Annotated in this window: 6 protein-coding genes; 1 reads left to right on the top strand and 5 read right to left on the bottom strand. The window is 68.7% G+C overall.

Annotated elements, in window-relative coordinates; all coding sequences use genetic code 11:
- Nucleotides 1-8 precede the first annotated feature (8 nt).
- The 5 genes from proB to KDH83_RS29110 all read right to left on the bottom strand — a co-directional run bounded on the left by proB (nt 9) and on the right by KDH83_RS29110 (nt 4,208).
- A complete protein-coding gene (gene proB / locus KDH83_RS29130; RefSeq protein WP_212322213.1) occupies nt 9-1,145 on the bottom strand; it encodes a glutamate 5-kinase in 1,137 nt (378 codons plus the stop codon).
- Between the two features lie 56 nt (nt 1,146-1,201).
- Nucleotides 1,202-2,338: a GTPase ObgE gene (obgE, locus tag KDH83_RS29125; protein ID WP_212322211.1), complete on the bottom strand. Its 1,137-nt coding sequence runs from the start codon at nt 2,336-2,338 to the stop codon at nt 1,202-1,204.
- A 184-nt stretch (nt 2,339-2,522) separates the two neighbouring features.
- Nucleotides 2,523-2,783, bottom strand: coding sequence for a 50S ribosomal protein L27 (rpmA, locus tag KDH83_RS29120; protein ID WP_006216229.1), 261 nt, complete (start codon nt 2,781-2,783; stop codon nt 2,523-2,525).
- A 35-nt stretch (nt 2,784-2,818) separates the two neighbouring features.
- Nucleotides 2,819-3,130, bottom strand: a complete 312-nt coding sequence (rplU, locus tag KDH83_RS29115) for a 50S ribosomal protein L21 (RefSeq protein WP_103271416.1) — start codon at nt 3,128-3,130, stop codon at nt 2,819-2,821.
- Between the two features lie 319 nt (nt 3,131-3,449).
- Nucleotides 3,450-4,208: an IclR family transcriptional regulator gene (locus KDH83_RS29110; protein ID WP_212322210.1), complete on the bottom strand. Its 759-nt coding sequence runs from the start codon at nt 4,206-4,208 to the stop codon at nt 3,450-3,452.
- Between the two features lie 137 nt (nt 4,209-4,345).
- Between KDH83_RS29110 and KDH83_RS29105 the strand changes: the two genes are divergently transcribed.
- Nucleotides 4,346-5,530 (top strand): fumarylacetoacetate hydrolase family protein, encoded by a 1,185-nt coding sequence (locus tag KDH83_RS29105; RefSeq protein WP_212322209.1) that lies wholly within the window; start codon nt 4,346-4,348, stop codon nt 5,528-5,530.
- Nucleotides 5,531-5,533 lie beyond the last annotated feature (3 nt).

The raw sequence follows: 5,533 nt of genomic DNA, 5'->3' as shown, positions 1-5,533 counted from the left end.
CGCGGACGCTACAGGACGACCAGATTGTCCCGATGCATGAGCTCGGGTTCGGTCATGCTGCCCAGGATGCGGGCGATCTGCGATGAGGGTTGGCGCAGGATGCGCCGGGTGTCCGCGGCCGAGTAGTTGATCAGGCCGCGCGCGCATTCGCGGCCCTCGCTGTCGACGCAGGCGACCACGTCGCCGCGGCCGAACTCGCCGTCGACGGCGGTCACGCCGATGGGCAGCAGGCTCTTGCCTTCGCGCAGCAGGGCCTGCACGGCGCCGTCGTCCAGCGTCACGCGGCCGCGCAGGCGCAGGTGATCGGCCAGCCATTGCTTGCGCGCCGACCATACCGGCAGCGCCGCCTGCAGCTCGCTGCCGATGCACTCGCCTTGCGCCAGGCGGGTCAGCACGTCGCGTTCGCGGCCCGAGGCGATCACGGTATGCGCGCCGCTGTGCGCGGCGCGCTTGGCCGCCAGCACCTTGGTCAGCATGCCGCCGGTGCCGATGCCGCTGCCGGCGCCGCCGGCCATGGCTTCCAGCGCGGCGTCGCCCGCTTGCGCGTGCGAGATGAACTTGGCGTCGGGATTCTTGCGCGGGTCCGAATCGTACAGGCCGCGCTGGTCGGTCAGGATGACCAGCGTGTCGGCTTCGATCAGGTTGGTGACCAGCGCGCCCAGCGTGTCGTTGTCGCCCAGCCGGATCTCGTCGGTGACGACGGTGTCGTTCTCGTTGACGATGGGCACCACGCCCAGGCGCAGCAGCGCGAACAGCGTGCTGCGGGCGTTCAGGTAGCGGTGGCGGTCGGCCAGGTCTTCGTGGGTGAGCAGGATCTGCGCGGTGCGCAGGCCGTGTTCCGCGAAGGCGGCCTCATACGCCTGGCACAGGCCCATCTGGCCCACCGCGGCGGCGGCCTGCAGCTCGTGCATCACCGACGGCCGCTTGCGCCAGCCCAGCCGCGCCATGCCTTCCGCGATCGCGCCGCTGGACACCAGCACCACCTGCCGGCCCTGCTTGCGCAGCGCGGCGATCTGCGCGGCCCAGTGAGCCACGGCGGCGCGGTCCAGGCCGCGGCCTTCGTTGGTGACGAGCGACGAGCCCACCTTGGCGACGATGCGCTGGGCGTTGGAGACGACGGATACGGCGGTTGATTCGGCAGGCATGATCAGGGCGGACTGCGGCGCGAAGAGGCGTAATCGGATGAAGCTGCGATTATGGCTTATTCGTCGCCGCCGGTCTGGCCGCCCTTGGGCGTGGCGTCCGAGCGCGTGTCGTCGAAGCGCGGGTCTTCGGCCACGTAGGTGCCGTCGGCCTGGTCCTGCGCCAGCTGGTCCTTTTCGCGCTCGGCGTCCAGGTAGTCCTGCAGCGCGTAGATCAGGTCCTGCGTGCCTTCGCCCGACAGGCCGGAGATGCCGAACACCGGGCCGGTCCAGTCGTAGAGCTTGAGGAAGCGCTGCTTGGTGTCCTCGGGGTCGGCCACCATGTCCAGCTTGTTCAGCACCAGCCAGCGCGGCTTGTCGGCCAGCTCGGGATCGTAGCGGCGCAGTTCCTCGACGATGGCGCGGGCGTCGATCACGGCCTGCTCGACCGGATCGGCGTCGGGATCGGGCGTGGACACGTCCACCAGGTGCAGCAGCACGCGCGTGCGCGCCAGGTGCCGCAGGAACAGGTGGCCCAGGCCGGCGCCTTCCGAGGCGCCTTCGATCAGGCCGGGAATGTCCGCCACCACGAAGCTGCGCGACGGCGAGGTGCGCACCACGCCCAGGTTCGGGTGCAGCGTGGTGAAGGGGTAGTCGGCGATCTTGGGCTTGGCGTTCGAGATGCGGGTGATCAGCGTGGACTTGCCGGCGTTCGGCAGGCCCAGCAGGCCCACGTCGGCCAGCACCTTCAGTTCCATGCGCAGGTAGCGGTGCTCGCCTTCCTTGCCGGGCGTCCACTGGCGCGGCGCGCGGTTGACGCTGGACTTGAAGTGGATGTTGCCCATGCCGCCCTGGCCGCCGGCCGCCAGCACGACCTTCTGCTCGTGGCGGTTCAGGTCGAACAGGACTTCGCCGGTGTCGGCGTCATGGATGACGGTGCCGACGGGCACGCGCAGCGGGATGTCGGGCGCGGCCGCGCCGTACTGGTCCGAGCCGCGGCCGTTCTCGCCGTTCCTGGCGCGATGCAGGCGCGCGTAGCGGAAGTCGATCAGCGTGTTGATGTTGCGGTCGGCCACGGCGAAGATGGTGCCGCCGCGTCCGCCGTCGCCGCCGTCCGGGCCGCCCTTGGGGATGAACTTTTCGCGGCGAAAGCTCGCCACGCCATTGCCGCCTTTGCCGGCGACGACTTCGATGGTGGCTTCGTCTACGAATTTCATGATGTCTGCGCGTGAAGTATGTGTGGGACTGCGCCGATAAGGGCGGCAGCCGGGTGGTTCATGGCCGGGCCATCAACCATTCTGCCCGAAATGGGCCGGCGATAAAAAAGCCCCGCCGCATGCGGCAGGGCTTTCGCCGTTCGTCGACGCGGCCGGGCCGCGTCGCAGAGCGTGCCTGGCCGAATTACTCGGCGGCGACGATCGAAACGGTTTGCTTGTTCAACGCGCCCTTGAAGCCGAATTGAACCTTGCCGTCGATCAGCGCGAACAGGGTGTGGTCCTTGCCCATGCCGACGTTCACGCCAGCGTGGAAGCGCGTGCCGCGCTGACGCACGATGATCGAACCAGCGGGGATGAGTTCACCGCCGAATGCCTTGACGCCCAGACGCTTCGATTCTGAGTCGCGTCCGTTCCGCGTAGAGCCGCCGCCCTTTTTCTGTGCCATTTTTAGCTCCTGCTAATGTGGTACCGAGTCGCTTCTCAGGCCGTGATGGCTTCGATGCGGATTTCGGTGTAGTTCTGACGGTGGCCCTGATGCTTCTGATAGTGCTTGCGACGGCGCATCTTGAAGATCTTGACCTTGTCGTGGCGGCCTTGCGCAAGAACCGTTGCCTTGACCACGGCGCCGGCGACGAGAGGCGTACCAACTTTCAGTTGGTCGCCTTCGCCCACGGACAGCACTTGGTCCAGGGTGATTTCTTGCCCAATGTCAGCCGGTATCTGTTCTATCTTGAGTTTTTCGCCAGCAGCAACGCGATATTGCTTGCCGCCGGTTTTTACGACCGCGTACATGGGGTGTTCCTTAAATAGGTAAAAAGGCCTGTCCGACTGCCGGCTCCGCTGAAACACATGCTAGGCGCATGGCATGCAGCAAAGTGGCGGCGCCTTCGCTCTTGCCGTCCGTCCTGACTACTGGGTTTTGACCGGGTCTTGACTCTGTCTTGACCGGACGCTGCCTGATCTGATGATCGATCCAGGCTGGGCTTGGGCTGCGGAACGTGCCGACGTAATTCGGCCATTAGGAAATAGCCGAATCCGGGATATTAGCCCGCCCGTCATGGAAAGTCAAAAAGCGCTTGCGGGCTAAGGGTTTAGCTGTGGCGCGCCGGCCTCAGGGCAGGGCGGCGGTCAGCTTCGCCAGCTCGCGCGCCACCTGACGGATGCCGGCGATGGCGGCCTGCCGGTGGGCATTATCGAGCCGGTCAGAGGGAATGGACGTGCTGACGGCCAGCCGCTTGCCCAGCGGCGTCACGCCCACATAGGCGGCAAAGCAGACCAGGCCGGCGGCGACCTCCTCGCGGTCCTGGGCCAGACCGTCGCGGCGCACCTCTTCCAGTTCGCGGCGCAGCGCCTCGGGCGTGGCCAGCGTGCGCTCGGTGACTCGGGCCAGCTCGGCGGGCAGGCGCACGTCCAGCTCGGCCGGATCCAGCCCGGCCAGCATGGCCTTGCCCAGCGCGCAGGCGTGCGCCGGCAGCCGCAACCCCAGATCGGACACCAGCCGCACCGGCCGGCGGGCGTCCTCGCGCGCCAGGTAGACCACCTCGAAGCCATCCAGCGCCGCCAGCTGCACCACCTCGTTGCAGCGCGCCACGAATTCCGCCGCGACCCGGTGGAAGGCGGTCTGCAGGCTGTCGTGGCGCAGGTAGGCCGCGCCCAGCGCCATCAGCTCGATGCCGACGATGTAGCCGCCCTCGCGGCGCTCGATCCAGCGGCGCTGCTCCAGGCTGTCCAGCAGCAGGTACAGCGTGCTGCGGGGCAGGCCGCAGGCGCGCATCAATTCGGACGCCTTCACCGGGCCCGGTTGCGCGGCCAGCGTCCTGAGGATGTCGTGAGCGCGGCGGATGGCGGGAACGTCGGCGGTGTCAGGCATGAATGTCCAATAGGTTGAACAGAAATCTAGCATATTGGACGTTGTGGCAAGCCGCTCCTAGACTCGGGCGCAGTCCCTGGCGCATCGCGCCTGGGACCGAACAACCCCCGGACGAAACTCGGACCCAAGGAACCCGCATGGCCGCTCCCACCATTTCCGATCATCACCTGCCCGCCGACCTGGACCGCGCTTTGCTCGTCGGCCGCGTCTGGCGCCCGGCGCCGCAGGACGGCCCCTGCGTGGTGGCGGTGCGCGGCGGCCGGATGTTCGACATCACCGCCGTGACGCCGACCATGGCCGACCTGCTGGAGCGGCCCGACCGCGTCGAGCTGGCGCGATCAGCGCCGGGCGAGCCGCTGGGCGACGCGCGCGACTGGCTGGCGTCCAGCCTGGCCGGCGGCCCGGCCCGCCTGCTGGCGCCTTGCGACCTGCAACCGGTGAAGGCCGCCGGCGTCACCTTCGCCGTCAGCCTGCTGGAACGCCTGATCGAGGAAGAGGCGGGCGGCGATGCCGGCCAGGCCGACGCGATCCGCGAACGCCTGCAGGGCCTGATCGGCTCGGACCTGTCGCGGCTGCGGCCCGGCTCGGCCGAGGCCATGGCGCTGAAGGAAGCGTTGGTGGCGCGCGGCCAGTGGTCGCAATACCTGGAAGTGGGCATCGGCCCGGACGCCGAGGTCTTCTCCAAGGCGCCGCCCATGGCCTCGGTCGGCTACGGCGCCCGCATCGGCGTGCTGCCCGAATCGCGCTGGAACAACCCCGAGCCCGAATTGGTGCTGGCCGTGGACAGCCGTGGCCAGATCGTGGGCGCGACGCTGGGCAACGACGTCAACCTGCGCGACGTGGAAGGGCGCAGCGCGTTGCTGTTGACCCGCGCCAAGGACAACAACGGCTCCTGCGCCATCGGCCCCTTCATCCGGCTGTTCGACGCCGATTTCACCCTGGACAACGTGCGCGCCGCCGAGGTGGCGCTGCGCATCGACGGGCCCGACGGCTTCTCGCTGGCCGGCGTGAACCTGATGAGCCAGATCAGCCGCGATCCGCTGGACCTGGTGCGCCAGACCCTGGGCGCGCACCACCAGTACCCGGACGGCTGCATGCTGTTCCTGGGCACCATGTTCTCGCCCACGCAGGACCGGCACGGGCCGGGTAGCGGCTTCACCCACGCGATGGGCGACCGCGTCGAGATCGCCTCCGGCCCGCTGGGCGCGCTGGTCAACGAGGTAGGCGAGTGCACTGCCATTCCTCCCTGGGACTTCGGCTTGCGCGCGCTGTACGCGAGCCTGGCGCGGCGGGGGCTGCTGGCGGGGGCCGTCACGGGCTGAGGC

This window comes from Achromobacter sp. Marseille-Q0513 (assembly GCF_018195695.1).
Lineage (GTDB): Bacteria > Pseudomonadota > Gammaproteobacteria > Burkholderiales > Burkholderiaceae_B > Achromobacter.
The sequence above is the reverse complement of the archived record's forward strand: the minus strand, read 5'-3'. Positions and strand labels throughout refer to the sequence as shown.

Bases quoted from the DNA above. Each gene is read 5' to 3' on its own strand.
- proB (WP_212322213.1), bottom strand. From the start codon at position 1,145: ATGCCTGCCGAATCAACCGCCGTATCCGTCGTCTCCAACGCCCAGCGC.
- obgE (WP_212322211.1), bottom strand. From the start codon at position 2,338: ATGAAATTCGTAGACGAAGCCACCATCGAAGTCGTCGCCGGCAAAGGC.
- rpmA (WP_006216229.1), bottom strand. From the start codon at position 2,783: ATGGCACAGAAAAAGGGCGGCGGCTCTACGCGGAACGGACGCGACTCA.
- rplU (WP_103271416.1), bottom strand. From the start codon at position 3,130: ATGTACGCGGTCGTAAAAACCGGCGGCAAGCAATATCGCGTTGCTGCT.
- KDH83_RS29110 (WP_212322210.1), bottom strand. From the start codon at position 4,208: ATGCCTGACACCGCCGACGTTCCCGCCATCCGCCGCGCTCACGACATC.
- KDH83_RS29105 (WP_212322209.1), top strand. From the start codon at position 4,346: ATGGCCGCTCCCACCATTTCCGATCATCACCTGCCCGCCGACCTGGAC.